Origin of the sequence: Tsukamurella spumae, from assembly GCF_012396015.1 — a bacterium.
Lineage (GTDB): Bacteria > Actinomycetota > Actinomycetes > Mycobacteriales > Mycobacteriaceae > Tsukamurella > Tsukamurella spumae.
Window position 1 is genome coordinate 46,620 of record NZ_JAAXOQ010000013.1, and the last position, 16,343, is coordinate 62,962.

A 16,343-nucleotide genomic window follows, 5' to 3' on the forward strand; every position below is an offset into this window, starting at 1 on the left:
CCCGGCGTGATCCCGCGCGCTACTCGCGGGATCCGCCCTTCTTGCCGCCCTTGCCGGTGAGCCACGAGACCAGCTCCCCCACCGCACCGTCGAGCGGGGAGCGTCCGCGCTTCGTCGAATCCTTGCCGCTGATCCACGCGACCATGCCGCCGAGTGCCGTGTTCGTCGCCGAGGGCCGTTCGTCAGGTGCCGTCATGGTCATCCTCCTCTTGAGTGTTTGATAGTCAAACACTACGCTGGAGGAATGCCTCCTGTCGAGACCGACCGCGCCGAACGCGAACGATCGATCGGCCGCACGATGGCCGACCTGCAGGCGTCGATCGATGCGGACGATCAGGCGCTCGCCGATCACCTGGGCATCGGCCGCACGGACCTGCGGTGCCTCGACATCGTCTTCCGCCACGGCCCCCAGCCGGTCCGGCAGCTGGCGCGGTTGATGAACCTGACACCCGGATCCGTGACGACGATGACGGACCGCCTCGTCGCGGCGGGGTACGTGCGGCGCGTGCCGGACCCCACTCACGGCCGGCGGGTCCTGGTCACACCGACACCGCAGTGCGTCGAGATCATCACCGAGCTCTTCGGAGATCGCGTCGCCGAAGCGCACGCGGCCCTCGCCCGGTTCGACGACGCGCAGCTCGCCGCGATCGCGGAGTTCCTCGGCCTCAGCGTGGCCCGGCACACGACCTCCGCCGCACACCTGCAGGCGCTGGGCAGGCGGCCCCGACCCGGTCGGTGAGGGCGCTCGCCCCACGACCGCCGCGGATCGTGGACAATGGACGGTCTGATTCATCGCAGCCGCCCACGAGGAGTGCCGTGACCACCGACGCCGTCGATCCTCTGCTCGCCGAGGAGCAGGCCCACCTCGATCGCGTGTACGCCCGGATCGACGCCATGCGCGACACCGCGAGCCGGCGCCGCAGCGACAACCTGCAGGAGGTGGGCGAGAACCCGCAGGAGATCTCCGAACGGGACTCGTACCACCAGCTCTACACCGACGACATCGCCAAGTACGACGCCGCCGAGCAGAACCTGTACTTCGGCCGCTTGGACATGGCCGACCAGGACGGATCCGTCGACGCCATCCGACGCATCGGGCGCATCGGTGTCCTCGACGGCGACGAGGACCTGAGCACCCTGCTGCTGGACTGGCGCGCGCCGCTCGCGCGCCCGTTCTACCTCGCCACCCCCGCCCAGCCCGAGGGCGTCGCCGTCCGGAGGCACGTGCGCACCCGGGGCCGGGATCTGACGGGCGTGGTCGCGGAGCGGCTCACGCTCACGGGCGAGCCGCTCGAAACCGGGCCCGACGGTGCCGAGAACGGCCTGGGCTCGAACGTCGCCGGAGAGTCCGCGCTGGTCGAGGCGCTCAACCGGGCCCGCACGGGACACATGGCCGACATCGTCGAGACCATCCAGCGCGAGCAGGACGCGATCATCCGCTCCGAGCATCGCGGCGTCCTCGTGGTCCAGGGCGGGCCCGGCACGGGCAAGACCGCGGTCGCGCTGCACCGGGCCGCCTACCTGCTGTACACCTACCGCCAGAATCTCTCGCGCACCGGCGTTCTCATCGTCGGCCCCAACGAGACCTTCCTCACCTACATCAGCCAGGTGCTGCCGAGCCTCGGCGAGACGGGCGTGCTGCTTAGCACCATCGGAGACCTGTACCCGGGCGTGATCGCCGTCCTCGAGGACACCGCGGCCGCGGCCCGACTCAAGGGTTCGACGGACATGGTCGAGGTCTGCAAGCAGGCGGTGCGCGGCTGGCAGACGGTGCCCGACGCGCCGATCGTCCTGAAGTTCGACGGGTACCCGCTGACGCTCGACAAGAAGCTCGCGACCCGGGCCCGCGGCCGGGCGCGCAGCTCCCGGCGCCCGCACAACACCGCCCGCGCGATCTTCCGGCAGTCCGCGCTCGACGCGCTGGCCGCGCAGCACGCGGCCACGATCGGCTCGTCGGTCGTCGACAACACGATGTTGCTCTCCCGCACCGACATCTCCGACATCCGCGACGAGCTGGCACAGGACCGCGAGGTGCTCGGCGCGCTCGACGCGCTGTGGCCCGCGCTGACGCCGCAGCGCGTGCTGACGGAGCTCCTCCGCGACGAGGACCGCCTGGCCGAGGCCGCGCCGGACCTGACCGACGCCGAGCGCGCCGAGCTCCGTCGGGACCCGGTGACGGGGGCCGACGGCAAACCCGCCTTCTCCCCCGGCGATGCCCCGTTGCTCGACGAGATCGCCGAGTTCCTCGGCGACGACGACGCCGACGCGGACGAGGCCGAGCGGCAGTGGAGGCAGCGCCTCGAAGAGGCCCAGGAGGCACTCGACATCCTCACCGGCTCCGCGCCACAGGACCTGGACGACGAGTTCGACGCCGAGATCCTCATGGCCTACGACCTCATCGACGCCGAGCAGCTCGCACAGCGACAGACGGTGCGCGAGTTCAACACCACCGCCGATCGGGCCCGGGACGACCGCACCTGGACCTTCGGGCACATCATCGTCGACGAGGCGCAGGAACTCTCGGCGATGGCCTGGCGAATGCTGATGCGGCGCAGCCCGAACCGGTGGATGACGCTCGTCGGCGACACCGCGCAGACCGGCGACGCCGCCGGGACGACCAGCTGGAACGAGGCGCTCGACCCGTACGTACCCGGCCGGTTCAAGGTCGCCGAGCTGACGGTGAACTACCGCACGCCGAAGGAGATCATGGATCTCGCCGCCGACGTGCTGGCCGAGATCGACCCCACGCTGGCCCCGCCCACCTCGGTGCGGTCCGGCGCGCAACCGCCGCGCCTGGTCAGGGTCGACGGTGCCGCCGACCGACAGGCGCTCGTCCACGCGGTGCGGGCGGAACTGCCGGACGATCCCGACCGACTCACCGCGGTCCTGGCACCGTCGAGCCTGGTGGCGCCCCTGCGCCGGCTGACGGGGCCGAACGTCCGCGTGATGGGGGTCCGGGACGCGAAGGGCCTCGAGTTCGACCACGTGATCGTGGTGGAGCCGGGGCTGATCGTGGGCGAGCCCGCCGATATCGAGTTCGACCGCGGGCTGCGGGATCTGTACGTGGCACTGACACGAGCGACCCAGACGCTGACCGTGGTCACGTCCGGGTCGCTGCCGCGCGTGCTGCGCGCTCTGGAGGACTGAACCCCCAGCGGGTTGTTACGTGGTGTGGACGATGAGGATGTCCACGGAGGTCTTGCGGGCGGCGTCCGAGGGCACCGAGCCCAGCAGACGCCCGGTGAGGGAGTTCATGCCCTTGTTGCCCACGACCAGCAGGGCCGGCTCGGGCAGGGACTTCACCAGGTCGAGCAGCGCGTCGACCGGCTGGCCCTTGATGGCCCGCTTCTCGACGTTCTCGGCGCCGGCCTTGAGCGCGCGCCCCTCGGCGGTGCGCAGCATGTCGTTGACGGGGTTCGCACCCTGCAGCTGGTACGCGTCGGCACCCAGGGCGTCGGCGGCGGCCGGGTCGACCCCCTCGCTCGGCAGGAATGCGCAGGCGATCACCAGCTTCGCGCCGGCGGACAGCGCAGCGGCGCGCTCCACCGCGCGCAGCGACGACTCCGAACCGTCGGTACCGACGACGATCGTGCTGTAGCCACTCATCGAGTCTCCTCTTTCTCTAGATTGCTCTAGCGGACATCCGCCAGGTTGGAATGTCCTGGCATACTTCTCCGACACAATAGCCCCATCCGGCCCGGGAACAGGCAGTTTGCGGCAGGGAACACATCGAAGCGACCGATGTAACCGGATTCGCAGGTCATTGCAAACCTGCCGCGTCCATCCCGCGCAGTTCCTTCTTCAGATCCGCGATCTCGTCCCGAATGCGCCCCGCCAGCTCGAACTGCAGCTCCCGCGCGGCGTTCATCATCTGCTCGGTGAGTTCGGAGATCAGGTCCGCGAGCTCGGCGCGCGGCATCGATTTCACGTCCTCGCCCTCGTACATCCCGGCGCTCACCGCCGACACCGACCGCAGCTCACCCTGAGCGCGCCGCCCGCGGGTGGCATTGCGGCCGGACCCGCCGATGGCCTGCTCGGTGTCCTCCGCCTCGGTGTACACCTGGTCGAGGATGTCGGCGATCTTCTTGCGCAGCGGCTTCGGATCCACGCCCATCTTCGTGTTGTACGCGATCTGCTTCTCGCGGCGGCGGTCCGTCTCCTCGATGGCCACCCGCATCGAGTCGGTCACCTTGTCGGCGTACATGTGCACCTCGCCCGAGACATTGCGGGCCGCGCGACCGATCGTCTGGATGAGCGAGGTGGTGGAGCGCAGGAAGCCCTCCTTGTCGGCATCGAGAATCGCCACGAGGGACACCTCGGGCAGGTCGAGGCCCTCGCGGAGCAGGTTGATGCCCACCAGGACGTCGTACTCACCGAGCCGCAGCTGGCGCAGCAGCTCCACCCGGCGCAGCGTGTCGATGTCGCTGTGCAGGTACCGGACCCGGATACCCGCGTCCAACAGGTAGTCGGTGAGATCCTCCGCCATCTTCTTGGTCAGCGTGGTCACCAGGACCCGCTCGTCCTTCTCGGTGCGCTCGCGGATCTCGTGGATAAGATCGTCGATCTGGCCCCTGGTCGGCTTGATCACCACCTCCGGATCGACCAGCCCGGTGGGACGGATCACCTGCTCGACGAACTGCCCGCCCGTCTGCCCGAGCTCGTACTGGCCCGGCGTGGCCGAGAGGTAGACCGTCTGCCCGATACGACCTTCGAACTCGTCCCAGGTGAGCGGCCGGTTGTCGACGGCGGAGGGCAACCGGAAGCCGAAGTCCACGAGATTGCGCTTGCGCGATGCGTCGCCCTCGAACATGGCGCCGATCTGCGGGACCGTGACATGCGACTCGTCGATCACCAGGAGGAAGTCCTCCGGGAAGTAGTCGATCAGGGTGGCCGGTGCCGAGCCCGCCTCGCGCCCGTCGATGTGGCGGCTGTAGTTCTCGATACCGGAGCAGAACCCGACCTGGCGCATCATCTCCACGTCGTACTGGGTGCGCATGCGCAGCCGCTGCGCCTCGAGCAGCTTGCCCTGCCGCTCGAACTCCGCGAGCCGCTCCTCGAGCTCCGCCTCGATGCCCTCGATCGCACGGGCCATCCGCTCGGGACCCGCGACGTAGTGCGTCGCGGGGAAGATGCGCAGGTTCTCGACCTCGCGCACGATGTCCCCGGTGAGGGGGTGCAGGTAGTACAGCGCCTCGATCTCGTCCCCGAAGAACTCGATCCGGATCGCGAGCTCCTCGTACGACGGGATGATCTCGACCGTGTCGCCCCGGACCCGGAACGAACCGCGCGTGAAGGCGGTGTCGTTGCGGCTGTACTGCACGTCCACCAGCAGCCGCAACAGCGCGTCCCGATCCACTTCCATGCCCACCTCGAGCTGCACCGAGCGGTCCAGGTAGCTCTGCGGGGTGCCGAGGCCGTAGATGCACGAGACCGATGCGACCACCACCACGTCACGCCGGGACAGCAGAGACGACGTGGCCGAATGCCGCAACCGCTCCACGTCGTCGTTGATCGAGGAGTCCTTCTCGATGTACGTATCGGACTGCGCGATGTACGCCTCCGGCTGGTAGTAGTCGTAGTACGAGACGAAGTACTCGACCGCGTTGTTCGGCAGCATCGCCCGCAGCTCGTTCGCGAGCTGCGCGGCCAAGGTCTTGTTGGGCGCCATGATCAGCGTGGGCCGCTGCACCTTCTCGATCAGCCACGCGGTAGTGGCCGACTTGCCCGTTCCCGTGGCGCCCAGCAGCACCACGTCCCGCTCCCCCGCGTTCAGCCGCCGTTCGAGGTCCGCGATGGCCGTGGGCTGATCCCCTGCCGGCTCGTACTCGCTGACGACGGTGAACTCCGCCGACGCCCGCTCGATCTCCCCGATCGGCCGATGCTCGGAGTGCGCCACCACCGGTTGTTCCGCCGCGAATGCCATGCTTCAAGCGTAGGCCGAGCCACTGACAACTTCGCCGCGAGCCGTGCGCCCGTCCGTCACGGCCGCTCAGTCACGACGGGCGACGATCACATCCCTCGTGATCACCCGGTCCACCCGGTGCCGCAGGTCGTCGTACCCGGGCCCCTCCAGCACCGTCAGGCCCGCGGACGCCAGCAGCTCGACCACCCGGTCCCGCGGCGCGACCCGGGTGTTCCAGGCCAGGCCCATCGCGCCGCCCGTCCGCAGCCGGCTCGCCCACCCCGGCAGCGCGGCTTCCAGCAGTTCGAGCGGGTTCCGCACGAGACCACGGGGCCCGCGACTGCCGTGCTGCACGCCGTACGGAAGGTCGCCGATCACCACGTCGACGGTGCCCGGCTTCACCAGTTGGGAGGTCAGCAGCGTATCGGCCGCGTAGAAGGTCAGGTGCTGCTTGTGCCCGGCCAGGTAGTCGGCCTTGTCGGCCGCGAAGTCCACCTCGTACTTCTTGGCGATCACCGACTTCTCGCGGCGCACCGGGGTGGTCGAGGCGGCGTGCTTGAACCGGTGGTCCTTGAGCCAGGTGGTGAAGAACGAGGTGTAGAGCTCGAAGTCCTTGGTGTCGATGTCCACGCCGGTCACCGGCAGCCCGTACATCACGGCCTGGCTCAGCGTGGTGCCGCGGCCGCACACGGGGTCGAGGACGTGCAGCGACCCGTCGAGCACCGCTTCGGGCCTGGAGGTCGACGCCGCGGTCACGTTGAGTACGAGCCGCGTGAACTGCTCGTTGGTCTTGCCCTGGTACTTGAGGATGGTCAGTAGGTCCGACGGATACCTGTCGGGCGAGGGCACTGCGACCGGGCGCAGCCGGTCCCCGTCGACCTCGAACAGGGCGTAGAACGCCGAGGTCAGCCCGAGGAAGCCCCGGTCCTGTTCAGTCAGCTCGTCGGCCTCGAAGGCGAGGTACTCGACCCCTGCCAGGGTCTCGGTGTCGACCGTGCCGATCCGCCCCGCCAGCGCGGCGCGACTGAGAACGGTCAGCTCGGCGCGCACCATGGCGGCCGCCGCCTCGGCGTAGACGCGGTTGGCGGCGGGGGCGGGGAGAAGGGCGTAGCGAGGCACGGCGGGCATCGTATCGTGGGACCATGCAGGCGGAAGAAACGTTCGAGATCAGCGTCGACGGTGCCGCCGCGATCGGCACCCTCGGGTCCGGTTGGCTGGATCTGACGGTGCTCGACGCCGCGGAGGACGCGGTACCCGCACTACTCGACGCCGCGCGGGAACGGGCCGCGGGCCAGGACGGGATCCTGGTGCGCACGCACGACGATGCGCTCGCGGCGCTGCTGCGGCGCGCCGGATTCCGGCCGACCGGCGCCGTCGCCGGCAGGCCGCGGGGCCGGACCGAGGTCACGCTGGTGCTCCGCCTCGCCGCCGATCCCGCGGTGGACGACGGCGCGATCCATCCGCCCAAGCGGGAGGTGCTGGACCCGCCGGCGATGACCAACACCGACCCGAAGGGGTTCGTGCGCGAGGTCGAGGAGTTCCGAGAGACGACCTTCGGGCTGTACATGTTCCGTCGCTCCGACCACCCGAAGTTCGACGCGCTGGAGTCCTGGCTGCTCCCGGCGTTCGACCTGCGGGCCAACATCTTCCACTTCACCCCCGGCAACGAGCGGGACCAGCGGGTCTACCTCGACGTGGCACGGGTGTGGCGCGACGGGAACCTGTGGCACACCGAGGACTGGTACCTCGACCTGGTCGAGCACCCCGGCCGCCCGATCGAGCTGATCGATGTCGACGAGCTGGTGGCCGCGACCTCCGCCGACCTGCTGAGCCACCAGGACGCGGAACGCGCGATCCTCGCCGCGACCCGCGCCGTGGCCGGGGTCACGGCGCACGGGCACGACGTGGATGCGTGGCTGGCCGCGGAGGGCGCGCCGATCAGGTGGCGCTGAGACCGGGAATCCTGGCTTCGAGGCCGTCGAGCAGTACCTGCAGGCCCAGCTCGAAGCCGGCGTCGGGATCGCCGGGCGCGCTGTAGTACTCACCCACGGCGGTGCCCACGCGCGCCGCGAGGGGGAACCCGCCGGGCGGCATGACGGCGGCCAGCTCCGGCCCGACGACCCCCCACCACTGCGCGTCCGTCAGCGGCCGCGAGGCCGCGCCGCGCGCCCCGGCACTCCGCGCCGCGCCCGCGGCGAAGCTCTCCAGCAGCACGAGCAGCCAGTCGCGCTCGATGTCTCCGATCGGCAGATCCTCCAGGAGCGCGAGTTGCGCCTCGTACTGCGCGATCCGCCCCGGGCCGAGCACGTCACGCCACGACGGGGCGTCGAGCAGCCAGGTGTGCACGAGGTACTCGTCGCGGCGCGCCCGCACGGCGGCGGCGAGCGACTCCCGCAGTGTCGTGAGGCGCCGGACCGCGGGCTGCTCCTGCGCGACCGCATCGACCATGAGCGCCACCAGCACGTCACGGGTCGGGACGTAGGTGTACACGCTCATCGGTCCGACGCCGAGGCGCGCGCTCAGGGCACGCATGGTGACGGCGGCCAGCCCCTCCGCGTCGGCGAGCCCGATCGCGGATCGCACCACCTCGTCGACGGTGAGCCGCTGTTTGGGCCCCTTGCGGGCCCGGGCGGGCTCGCCGGTCTCCGACCGCCACAGCAGCCGGACCAGCGCCCGGCCCTCGTCTTCGGGATTCATCGCCTTCTTTCTCCGTACGATGTACACTGTTGACGTACTCCGTACAACGTACTCTATTCGACTCCTGTGAAGGACGCACCCTGAGCCTCGAAGTCACCTACCTCCCCGACCTGCACCAGTTCGCCCTCTGGTCCTCCCACGACCTCGACGATCCCGCGCGCGCAACGCTCCTCCCCCTCGTCGTCCCCGTCGACGGCGCCCTCGCCGCCCGGGACGTCCGCTGCGACCTCGTCGACGTGACCGCCCTGCCGGGCGGGGCGGGGTCGGCGTCGCAGGCCGCGTGGTCCGCGTGGTGCCGGGGCGAGGAGGCGCCGCTGCCGATCGCGGCGCACGCGGAGCCGGATCCGACGGGCACGGCGATCACGTCCGCGACCTACGCGACGGCCGCGTTCGCGGACACCGTCGCGACCGCCGTGACACTCGACGGCGTCCTCGACGCGAAACCGCGCCCCTACCAGGCCGCGGGCGTGGCCTGGCTGCTCCGCACCCTGCACGATCAGGGCGGCGCGCTCCTCGCCGACGAGATGGGCCTCGGCAAGACTCTGCAGGCGATCGCCGCGCTCACCCGGCTCGGACCTGGCCCGCACCTCGTCGTCTGCCCCACGAGCCTGGCGACCAACTGGCGGCGGGAGATCGCGCGGTTCGCGCCGGCGCTCCTCGGCGAGGTCACGATCGTCTCCTACGCCCGGCTCCGCCTGTCGGCGCCCGAACTCGCGGCGACGCGGTGGACGGCGGTCGTGTTCGACGAGGCGCACACCCTGAAGAATCCGCGGACACAGGTCTCCCGTGCGGCTCGCGACCTGAACGCCGAGTTCCGAATCGCACTGACCGGTACCCCGATCGAGAACTCGCTGGACGACCTCTGGGCGATTCTGCGTGTGGTCGCTCCGCGGATATTTCCGGTGAAGGCTGTGTTCCGTCGCCGGTTCACGCGCGCCGTCGAGTCCGGGGACGACGGTGCACTGCGCCGCCTGCGCGCCGCTGTCGCGCCGGTCATGCTGGCCCGCACCAAGGAACGGGCGGCCGGGGCGCTCCCACCGAAGATCGACAACCCGATCCTCTGCGACCTCAGCGACGAACAGGCCCGCCGCTACGACGCATGTCTCGTCCGTGCCGCGGACGACGGATTCGGCAGCGGGCTCGAGCGCCACGGACGCCTGCTCGCGGTGCTGACGACGCTCAAGCAGATCTGCAACCACCCCGACCTGGTCGACGGTGCGGCACGATCCCTCAAGTCCGGCCGCTCCGGCAAGCTCGACGTGGCGATGGACCTCCTCGAGGCGAACGTCGCCGCGCACCGTCCGACCCTGGTGTTCACGCAGTACCGCGAGACGGGCGAGCTGCTGGCCCGGGCCGCATCGTCGCTGCTCGGCGAGCCCGTGCCGTTCTTCCACGGCGGCCTCTCCCCCGCCGAGCGCACCGCGATCGCCGACGGCTTCCAGTCCGGGACGGGCCCGGCGATCCTCGTCATGAGCGTCAAGGCGGGCGGGACCGGCCTGACCCTCACCCGCGCCAGTGAGGTGCTCCACTACGACCGATGGTGGAACCCCGCCGTCGAGGCGCAGGCGACGGACCGCGCCCACCGCATCGGCCAGGACCGCCCCGTCACGGTCACCACGCTGACCACCGCCACCACGCTCGAGGAGCACATCGACGAGATGCACCGCCGCAAGGCGCTGCTCGGCGTGCACGCCGACGACGGCCCGATCGTCTCCGAACTCGCCGCGCTCGACGATGAGCGCCTACTGGACGTCCTGCGTCGGAACCGGGAGAACTGACATGGCCGTGAACCCGTTCGGATTCACCACCTGGGGCGCGGATCTCGTGCGCATCGCCGAACCGATCTCGGCGCGGACCTCCAATACGCACGCGCCGCGGGCCCGAATGATCGCCCGCAACGGCGGCGTGACGCTCGAGGTCGACGGTGGCCGCGTCAGCGCGCTCGTGCACAGCGGCGCGAGCGCGTCGGTGGCCCACCTCGAATTCGCGCCGATGGCGCCCGCCGCCGCCCAGGCACTGCGCGAGGCGCTCGGCTCCCGCTCGGAGCCCGACGATGCCGCCCACGCCGCCCTGGTGGCACTGGGCCATCGTCCGGCGCCGGTCCTCGATGCCGCCGACTGCTCGTGCAAGGCCCGGTCGACGATGTGCCTACACGTCCTCGCGGCGGTGTACGCCCTCGCGACGCTCGTCGATCACGAGCCCGTCACCGCACTGACGCTCCAGAGGTCCGGTGCCGCCGCGACCACGGAGGAATCCACCGACGGCCGGCCCGTTCCGCGCTGGACACCGTTGGCGGCGCTGCACTCCAGGGACTACTTCGCGGTGGCCGCCCCGTAGCGACCGCGCGCCGCGGACTACGAGAGGTCGCGGAAGGCCAGCACGAATCCGACGATCGCCATCACGGCGGCGACGACGTAGCCGATGACGGACCACCATCCGAGGTGGTAGTACGCGGTCACCGCGACGACGGCCATGCCGGCGAACACCAGAGCCATGCCGTACAACGGCGGCCGTGAGGCGTCGCGATACCGGTCGTAGAAGCGGCGCAACCACGACGGCTTCCCGCTGCCCGCATCGACCGGCACATTCGCGACGACCGGGAACTCGCCGGTGTAGCCCTCGCGGGCGCGGGCCTCCTCGATCACCCGGCCCCGCACCAGGTACCAGCCGCCGATCAGCATGGGAATGATGACGACCAGGCTGGCCACCGTCCACGTCCCGATCGGCCGGTCGAAGCCCATCAGCACCAGCACCGCGAACAGGAACGCGAGTGTGATGTACGCCGACCAGGGCGCCAGGGGCATTCGGAAGGCGGGCCTGGTCATGCGCCCGGCGTCGGCCTCACTCTTGAGCTTCATCTGGCACAGCACGATGGTCGCCCAGGAGGATAGGATCCCCAGCGCCGAGACGTTGAGGACGATCTCGAAGGCCTGACCTGGGTTGAAGGCGTTGAGCACCACGCCGAACAAGCAGATCACCGCGGTCAGGAGAATGCCGCCGTAGGGCACGCCGTGCTTGGACATCACCCCCGTGAACTTCGGACCGCTGCCGTTCATCGCCATCGACCGCAGAATGCGGCCGGTCGAGTAGAGGCCCGCGTTGAGGCTCGAGAAGGCCGCTGTCAGCACCACGACGTTCATGAGATCGCCCGCACCGTCGAAACCGAGCTTCGAGAAGAAGGTGACGAACGGACTCTGCTTGCTGGAGTACTCCGTGTAGGGCAGCAGCAGCGCCAGGAGCACGATGGAACCGACGTAGAAGATCGCGATACGGGCGATCACCGAGTTGATCGCGCGCGGCATGACCTTCTCGGGGTTCTCGGTCTCCCCGGCCGCGGTACCCACGAGTTCGACTGCGGCGTAAGCGAACACCACGCCCGAGGTCACGACCACCAGGGGCAGTACGCCGGTCGGGAACCAGCCGCCGTGATGCGAGACCATGCCGAGTCCCGTGCTCGCGCCCTGGATCTCGTACCGGCCGGCGAGGAACACGGTGCCCACCACGAGGAAGGCGACCAGCGCGACGACCTTGATCAGCGCCGCCCAGAACTCCATCTCGCCGAACAGCTTGACGGACACCAGGTTCACCGACAGGACGATGACCAGGGCGATCAGCGCGAGCAGCCACTGCGGGATCGGGTCGAAGGCCTTCCAGAAGTGGAAGTAGGTCGCGATCGCCGTCGTGTCGACGATCGCGGTCATCGCCCAGTTCAGGAAGTACATCCACCCGGCGACGAATGCCGCCTTCTCCCCGTAGAACTCGCGGGCGTAGGAGACGAAGGAGCCCGACGAGGGGCGGTGCAGCACCAACTCCCCCATGGCACGGAGGATGAGGAAGACGAAGACGCCGCACACCGCGTAGACGAGGAACAGGCCGGGTCCGGCATCCCGGAGGCGGCCGCCGGCACCGAGGAACAGGCCGGTGCCGATCGCACCGCCGATCGCGATCATCTGCAACTGGCGCGGCTTGATGCCCTTGTTGTATCCCTCGTCCTCGCGGGAGATAGCCGGCGGGGGCGCGGCACTGGATCGCGTCTCGGACATACACACCTCGTCTGGTCGTAGTGGCTCGATCGGCCCCCGGTGTGTGAACCTACGCCTCGATACGCACCCGCACAGCGCGACCGGGATCCGAGCCACGGAACAGGCCTTCCCCGACGGGGGCGAACCCGGCATCCGCGAGCCGGTCGGAGACCGCGTCCACGGCCACGCCGTCGGCGAGCACGACGACGGCGGCGGCACCGTCGGCCGTGACGGAGGCCGCGTCCGCGCCGAGGGTGACCCACAGCCGCCCGACCAGCCGCTCGTCGTAGGCGGGATCGTCGAGCAGCGGGGCCCCGTCGGCCGGACGGTGCGCGGCGACGTTCTCGGCGAAGGGGTCGATCCGGTCCGCCCAGAGGGCGCGTACCGCCGCGCGGGTCGCCTCCTCCGTCCCGGTGTTCTCGAGCCAGACGTCGGCGACGGCGCGGCGCTGCTCGTCGGTCGCCTGGGCGGCGATCCGCGCGCGGGCGTCGTCCTCGGCCATGCCGCGCGATCCGACGAGCCGGCGCACGCGCTCCTCCGCGTCGACCCACACGATGATCACGAGGTGGAACATCGGTGCCAGCTTGTTCTCGACCAGGAGCGGAATGTCCTGCACGATCACCGCATCCGGCCCGGCGGCCTCGATCAACTCGGCCGACCGCGCGCCCACCAGCGGGTGGGTGATCGCGTTGAGCTTCGCGCGGGACTCGTCGTCCGAGAAGGCGATCGCCGCAAGGGCCGGGCGGTCGAGGCTGCCGTCGTCGGCGAGGATGCCCTCGCCGAACGCCTCGACGAGCGCGGCGAGCCCCGGTGTCCCTGGCTCCACCACCTCGCGGGCGATCTTGTCGCCGTCCACGATCACGGCGCCGAGGGCGGCGAGTTCCTTCGCCACCGTCGACTTGCCCGCACCGATGCCACCCGTGAGTCCGATCCGCAACATGTGCCCAGACTAGTGAGTGTCCGACACCCCGGGTACGCCGGACACCTCGTCCGGGGTGTGCTCGAGCACGCCGCGCCGGAGCTCCTTCCCCGACGGGATGTCGACGGCGACGATCGCCCTCGTGGCGGGTTCGGTGACATACGCGGTCGAGCCCAGGGTGAACACCGCGGGCCGCGGCTCCTGCCAGTTCGCGTCCTCGATCCAGGGCTCGGTCACGCGTACCTCGCGCGCCACCGATCCCGTCTCCGGGTCGAGTACCCGCAGGACGCCGTCCGTCCCGAGCACCAGCGCCTCGCCGAACTGCCCCCGCGCGAGGGAGCGGAAGCTGTAGGAGGCGGGCAGGTCGACGAGCTTCACCGCACCGGTGCGGGTGTCGATGAGACTGACCCGGGTGGGCCGCTCGGGCTTCGCGGCCTTGTCCACCTTGTAGTCGCCGAGGACGACGGCGTGCGCCTCGGTCGCGGCCACATTGCCGGTGCGCGCGTAGCCGGGCGTGGGCGCCGCGGTCTTGACGATGTCATTACCGCGCACCACGAGAACGCCGTCCTCGCAACCGAAGAGCACGACGCCGCCCTCGGCGGCGCCCTCTCCGTGCACGCCCGGGCACTGTTCGTTGCGCGCGATCTCCTTCCGGTCCTTGTCGAGGATCGCGACGCCGGTACGGGTCTTCTCATCACCGAGGGTGATCAGCATCGAGCCGTCCGCACGCTCCACGGCGACCCCGTGGTGGGGCTTCGGCGCCGTGTAGGTCGCACGGGGCGCATTGGGGTCGGCAACCGCGCCGGACGGGAAGGAGGTCACCGCGCCCGTGCCGTCCGCGAACAACACGGTTCGGCCGTCGTGCCGAACCACGTGGCCCGGCTCCGGCGCCGCCACCCGGATGTCCGTGCGACGGGGCGCGGAGGTGTAGAAGTGCTGATGGTCGCCGTGCGGGGCGGACCACGTGCCGAGGTCGAGGAGCCGGAATCCCGTTCCCTCGGAGAGGAACACGTGCCGTCCGTCGCCGGCGGGGTTCACCCGGAGATAGCCCTCGCCGGGCAGGTCGGCGACCTTCTGCAGCGTCGTGGCGTCCACGACCTGCACGCCGCCGTCGTAGGTCACGGCGAGCCGCGGCGCGGCGCGGCGCTGCTCGGTGGCGCCGCCGGGCGCGTCGGCGTCGGAGCCGGAGGCGGTCGTCGACGGTGCCGGATCGGGCTGGGAGGAACCGCATCCGGCGGCCAGCAGCGCGGCGGCGAGGAGCGGGACGGCGAGCTTTCGATGCTTGGACATGACGACATGTGTAACGACTCTTGAAAATCATTGTCAAAACTCTCCATGGCGATACATGCATGCGCCGCCGGCCCGTCTGCGATGATCGCGACCATGACACTCGTCGCCGGTATCGATTCGTCCACGCAGTCCTGCAAGGTCGTGGTGTGCGACGCGGACTCGGGCGAGGTCGTCCGTTCGGGCTCCGCCCCGCACCCGCCTGGTACGGAGGTCGCGCCCTCGGCGTGGCTGGACGCGCTCGCAGTCGCCACCCGCGCCGCGGGCGGGCTCGACGACGTGGCCGCGGCCTCGGTCGGCGCCCAGCAGCACGGCATGGTGTGCCTCGACCGGGACGGCTCCGTGGTGCGGGACGCCCTGCTGTGGAACGACACCCGCTCCGCCGGTGCCGCCGATCGGCTCGTCGCCGAGTTCGGCGGCCCGCAGCGGTGGGCGGACGCCGTGGGCGTCGTCCCGGTGGCCGCGTTCACGGCCGCGAAGCTGCGTTGGCTGGCGGACGCCGAACCGGCGCACGCGGACGCGACCGCGGCCGTCTGCCTCCCCCATGACTGGCTCACTTCACAGCTGGGCGGCGGCGGGCTCGACGGGCTCGTCACGGACCGTTCCGACGCGTCCGGCACCGGCTACTTCAGCGCCGCGACCGGCGAGTACCGCACGGACATCCTCGAACTCGCGTTCCGCGGGCGGCGGCCCGCACTCCCCCGCGTCCTCGGCCCGGCGGAGTCCGTGCCGGTCACCACCGCCGACGGTCCGCTGCGCCCCGGCACACTCCTCGGCGCGGGCGCCGGCGACAACGCGGGTGCCGCACTCGGCCTGGATGCGCGGCCCGGCGACGGCATCGTCTCCCTGGGGACCTCCGGTGTCGTGAGCGCGGTGACGACGACGGCGCCGCGCGACCCGTCGGGCATCGTGGCCGGATTCGCCGATGCCACAGGGCATCAGCTACCGCTCGTCTGCACCCTCAACGGCGCTCCCGTGCTCGCGGCGACCGCTCGGATGCTGGGCGTCGACCTCGGTGAGTTCGCTCGGCTCGCGCTGGCCGCACCCGCCGGCGCGGAGGGGCTGGTCCTCGTGCCCTTCTTCGCCGGGGAACGCTCACCGAACCTCCCGAACGCCACGGGATCACTGCAGGGCGTCACCGGGTCGAACCTCACTCGGGAGAACATCGCCCGCGCCGCCGTGGAGGGGCTGCTGTGCTCGCTCCGGTTCTGCCTGGACGCGATCACCGCGCAGGGCACCACCGTCGAGCGGATCCTCGTCGTCGGCGGCGGTGGACGCTCGGACGCGGTCCGGGAGATCGCGCCCGCGGTGTTCGGGCGCACCGTCGACTTCCCCGAGGACGGCGAGTACGTGGCCCGGGGCGCTGCCCGACAGGCGGCGTGGGCGCTGCGACCCGACGGCCCCGCCCCGGCCTGGACGCGCCCGAGCGCCCGGACCTTCACGGCGGCGGCGACGCCCGAGGTCTACGCCCGGTTCCGGGAGGCCGCCGAGCTGGTACTCGAGCGCCCGTGAGTCA

General features: G+C 70.8%; 14 protein-coding genes. 6 read left to right on the top strand and 8 right to left on the bottom strand.

Features of this window, described 5'->3' with window-relative positions:
- Positions 1-19: 19 nt before the first annotated feature.
- Positions 20-196: a hypothetical protein gene (locus HF999_RS11435; protein WP_168546004.1), complete on the bottom strand. Its 177-nt coding sequence runs from the start codon at positions 194-196 to the stop codon at positions 20-22.
- A gap of 48 nt (positions 197-244) precedes the next feature.
- On the opposite strand from HF999_RS11435, the gene HF999_RS11440 reads away from it, so the two are divergent.
- Together HF999_RS11440 and HF999_RS11445 are read left to right on the top strand one after the other, a co-directional pair.
- Positions 245-739, top strand: coding sequence for a MarR family winged helix-turn-helix transcriptional regulator (locus tag HF999_RS11440; RefSeq protein WP_168546005.1), 495 nt, complete (start codon positions 245-247; stop codon positions 737-739).
- 77 nt (positions 740-816) lie between these two features.
- Positions 817-3,147 carry a HelD family protein gene (locus HF999_RS11445; protein WP_168546006.1) on the top strand — a complete coding sequence of 777 codons (2,331 nt, stop codon included), beginning with the start codon at positions 817-819 and terminating at the stop codon, positions 3,145-3,147.
- A 15-nt stretch (positions 3,148-3,162) separates the two neighbouring features.
- Here the strand turns inward: HF999_RS11445 and HF999_RS11450 are convergent, their stop codons facing one another.
- From HF999_RS11450 to HF999_RS11460, 3 genes are all read right to left on the bottom strand, one after another.
- Positions 3,163-3,606, bottom strand: coding sequence for a universal stress protein (locus HF999_RS11450; RefSeq protein ID WP_168546007.1), 444 nt, complete (start codon positions 3,604-3,606; stop codon positions 3,163-3,165).
- A gap of 154 nt (positions 3,607-3,760) precedes the next feature.
- Positions 3,761-5,923, bottom strand: a complete 2,163-nt coding sequence (gene uvrB, locus HF999_RS11455; RefSeq protein WP_168546008.1) for an excinuclease ABC subunit UvrB — start codon at positions 5,921-5,923, stop codon at positions 3,761-3,763.
- 66 nt (positions 5,924-5,989) lie between these two features.
- Positions 5,990-7,021, bottom strand: coding sequence for a TRM11 family SAM-dependent methyltransferase (locus tag HF999_RS11460; RefSeq protein ID WP_168546009.1), 1,032 nt, complete (start codon positions 7,019-7,021; stop codon positions 5,990-5,992).
- Between the two features lie 374 nt (positions 7,022-7,395).
- Here HF999_RS11460 and HF999_RS11465 point away from each other — a divergent pair, with 374 nt between their 5' ends.
- Positions 7,396-7,854 (top strand): ribonuclease FAU-1 family protein, encoded by a 459-nt coding sequence (locus HF999_RS11465; protein WP_168546053.1) that lies wholly within the window; start codon positions 7,396-7,398, stop codon positions 7,852-7,854.
- Here the strand turns inward: HF999_RS11465 and HF999_RS11470 are convergent.
- Complete coding sequence (locus HF999_RS11470; RefSeq protein ID WP_168546010.1) at positions 7,841-8,599, bottom strand: TetR/AcrR family transcriptional regulator; 759 nt, start codon at positions 8,597-8,599, stop codon at positions 7,841-7,843. The genes HF999_RS11465 and HF999_RS11470 overlap by 14 nt on opposite strands.
- 29 nt (positions 8,600-8,628) lie before the next feature.
- Between HF999_RS11470 and HF999_RS11475 the strand changes: the two genes are divergently transcribed.
- Positions 8,629-10,377 carry a DEAD/DEAH box helicase gene (locus tag HF999_RS11475; protein WP_246207657.1) on the top strand — a complete coding sequence of 583 codons (1,749 nt, stop codon included), beginning with the start codon at positions 8,629-8,631 and terminating at the stop codon, positions 10,375-10,377.
- Between the two features lies 1 nt (position 10,378).
- A complete protein-coding gene (locus tag HF999_RS11480; protein ID WP_168546011.1) occupies positions 10,379-10,936 on the top strand; it encodes an SWIM zinc finger family protein in 558 nt (185 codons plus the stop codon).
- 17 nt (positions 10,937-10,953) lie between these two features.
- On the opposite strand, the gene HF999_RS11490 is transcribed toward HF999_RS11480, so the two are convergent.
- The 3 genes from HF999_RS11490 to aztD are packed head-to-tail and all read right to left on the bottom strand — an operon-like array spanning position 10,954 to position 14,830.
- The gene (locus tag HF999_RS11490; RefSeq protein WP_246207659.1) at positions 10,954-12,642 is read right to left on the bottom strand and encodes an amino acid permease; all 1,689 of its coding nucleotides are present in this window, start codon (positions 12,640-12,642) and stop codon (positions 10,954-10,956) included.
- A gap of 49 nt (positions 12,643-12,691) precedes the next feature.
- Positions 12,692-13,561: a dephospho-CoA kinase gene (coaE, locus tag HF999_RS11495; RefSeq protein ID WP_210733728.1), complete on the bottom strand. Its 870-nt coding sequence runs from the start codon at positions 13,559-13,561 to the stop codon at positions 12,692-12,694.
- 9 nt (positions 13,562-13,570) lie between these two features.
- A complete protein-coding gene (gene aztD / locus HF999_RS11500) occupies positions 13,571-14,830 on the bottom strand; it encodes a zinc metallochaperone AztD (RefSeq protein ID WP_168546012.1) in 1,260 nt (419 codons plus the stop codon).
- 93 nt (positions 14,831-14,923) lie between these two features.
- Between aztD and HF999_RS11505 the strand changes: the two genes are divergently transcribed.
- Positions 14,924-16,339: a xylulokinase gene (locus tag HF999_RS11505; RefSeq protein ID WP_168546013.1), complete on the top strand. Its 1,416-nt coding sequence runs from the start codon at positions 14,924-14,926 to the stop codon at positions 16,337-16,339.
- The last annotated feature ends 4 nt before the right edge of the window (positions 16,340-16,343 follow it).

Coding starts and splice junctions, on each gene's coding strand:
- HF999_RS11435 (WP_168546004.1), bottom strand. CDS start 196: ATGACGGCACCTGACGAACGGCCCTCGGCGACGAACACGGCACTCGGC.
- HF999_RS11440 (WP_168546005.1), top strand. CDS start 245: ATGCCTCCTGTCGAGACCGACCGCGCCGAACGCGAACGATCGATCGGC.
- HF999_RS11450 (WP_168546007.1), bottom strand. CDS start 3,606: ATGAGTGGCTACAGCACGATCGTCGTCGGTACCGACGGTTCGGAGTCG.
- uvrB (WP_168546008.1), bottom strand. CDS start 5,923: ATGGCATTCGCGGCGGAACAACCGGTGGTGGCGCACTCCGAGCATCGG.
- HF999_RS11465 (WP_168546053.1), top strand. CDS start 7,396: ATGACCAACACCGACCCGAAGGGGTTCGTGCGCGAGGTCGAGGAGTTC.
- HF999_RS11470 (WP_168546010.1), bottom strand. CDS start 8,599: ATGAATCCCGAAGACGAGGGCCGGGCGCTGGTCCGGCTGCTGTGGCGG.
- HF999_RS11480 (WP_168546011.1), top strand. CDS start 10,379: ATGGCCGTGAACCCGTTCGGATTCACCACCTGGGGCGCGGATCTCGTG.
- HF999_RS11490 (WP_246207659.1), bottom strand. CDS start 12,642: ATGTCCGAGACGCGATCCAGTGCCGCGCCCCCGCCGGCTATCTCCCGC.
- coaE (WP_210733728.1), bottom strand. CDS start 13,561: ATGTTGCGGATCGGACTCACGGGTGGCATCGGTGCGGGCAAGTCGACG.
- aztD (WP_168546012.1), bottom strand. CDS start 14,830: ATGTCCAAGCATCGAAAGCTCGCCGTCCCGCTCCTCGCCGCCGCGCTG.
- HF999_RS11505 (WP_168546013.1), top strand. CDS start 14,924: ATGACACTCGTCGCCGGTATCGATTCGTCCACGCAGTCCTGCAAGGTC.